This is a genomic window from Enterobacter cloacae complex sp. S3 (assembly GCF_014930495.1).
Taxonomy (GTDB): Bacteria; Pseudomonadota; Gammaproteobacteria; order Enterobacterales; family Enterobacteriaceae; genus Enterobacter; species Enterobacter asburiae_B.
Window position 1 is genome coordinate 1 of the sequence record NZ_JADBRD010000092.1, and the last position, 1,591, is coordinate 1,591.

2 protein-coding genes are annotated in these 1,591 nt (G+C 48.5%); both read left to right on the forward strand.

From position 1 onward, the window contains the following. The coding region (silS, locus tag IM317_RS23580) for a copper/silver sensor histidine kinase SilS (protein ID WP_193362546.1) at positions 1-1,057 on the forward strand (1,057 nt) is incomplete at its 5' end. A 250-nt stretch (positions 1,058-1,307) separates the two neighbouring features. Continuing rightward, positions 1,308-1,591, forward strand: a 284-nt coding sequence (gene silE, locus IM317_RS23585) for a silver-binding protein SilE (protein WP_193362547.1), incomplete at its 3' end; no start/stop codon positions are given.

Genomic DNA, 1,591 nt, shown 5'->3' on the forward strand with positions numbered 1-1,591 from the left:
GTCCGGAATGAAGATGGAAACGTACCGGATTATCGCCTCCTCTGGCCAGGCGACATTTCAGGGCAAACAGCAGAATTATGTCATGCTGACTGGCCTCTCCATTAATTTCCATCTCCATTACCTCGATGCGCTGAAAAAAAATCTGATTGCGATCGCCGTCGTGATAAGCCTGCTGATTGTTCTGATCATTCGCATCGCTGTCCGTCAGGGGCACCTGCCCCTTCGTAATGTCAGCAATGCCATTAAAAACATCACCTCCGAGAATCTTGATGCGCGGCTGGAACCGACACGCGTTCCCATTGAGCTGGAGCAACTGGTTATCTCGTTCAATCATATGATTGGAAAGATTGAGGACGTCTTTACCCGCCAGGCCAATTTCTCTGCCGATATCGCGCATGAGATCAGAACGCCCATCACCAATCTGGTGACGCAGACTGAAATCGCACTGAGTCAGGATCGAACCCAGAAGGAACTTGAGGATGTCCTCTACTCCAGTCTTGAAGAGTATAACCGGATGACCAAAATGGTCAGCGACATGCTGTTTCTGGCACAGGCGGACAATAACCAGCTTATACCTGACAGGGTCCGTTTTGACCTCAGAGCAGAAGTCATGAAAGTCTTCGAGTTTTTCGAAGCCTGGGCCGAAGAACGCAATATCACGCTCAAATTTGACGGGATGCCCTGCCTGGTTGAGGGAGATCCACAAATGTTCAGAAGAGCGATCAATAATCTGTTATCCAATGCCCTGCGTTATACCCCGGAGGGACAGGCAATCACCGTCTCAATAAGAGAGCAGGAGAGCTTTTTTGACCTTGTGATTGAAAATCCGGGGAAACCAATCCCTGAAGAACATTTATTAAGGCTTTTTGACCGTTTTTATCGGGTGGATCCGTCCAGACAACGAAAAGGAGAAGGCAGCGGCATCGGCCTTGCGATTGTAAAGTCAATCGTGGAAGCACATCACGGAAGAGTGCGGGTGGAATCGGACGTACGCTCCACGCGTTTTATCTTATCCGTGCCCAGACTGGAGAAAATGATCCCGGAAATCCAATGCTGAGAATAAAGATTTAAATGACAAAGATGTCATTAGCCTGTCATGCAGCAAACAGAAGCCATTCGATATAATTAGTGCAACTTATCAGGAAGGCTGGATTGCTTCATCAATACCCGGCGTCAGAGTACGCCAGGAAATGAATATCCAGCCTTCTCCCGGAGAAATAAACGCTGCCGAACCTGTTTCAGTTATGGAACTGAAAACACCGGTTGTACTTCCCCGGACATCACTAATTCAGAAATGGAGAGTTATCATGAAAAATATCGTATTAGCATCTTTGCTGGGCTTTGGTTTAATTACATCGTCCTGGGCCACTGAAACCGTGAATATCCATGATCGCGTCAACAATGCACAGGCTCCTGCTCACCAGATGCAGTCTGCTGCGGCTCCTGTCGGGATCCAGGGGACTGCTCCTCGTATGACCGGTATGGACCAGCATGAACAGGCCATTATTGCTCATGAAACCATGACGAACGGCTCGGCGGATGCGCACCAGAAAATGGTGGAAAGTCATCAGAAGATGATGGGAAATAACAC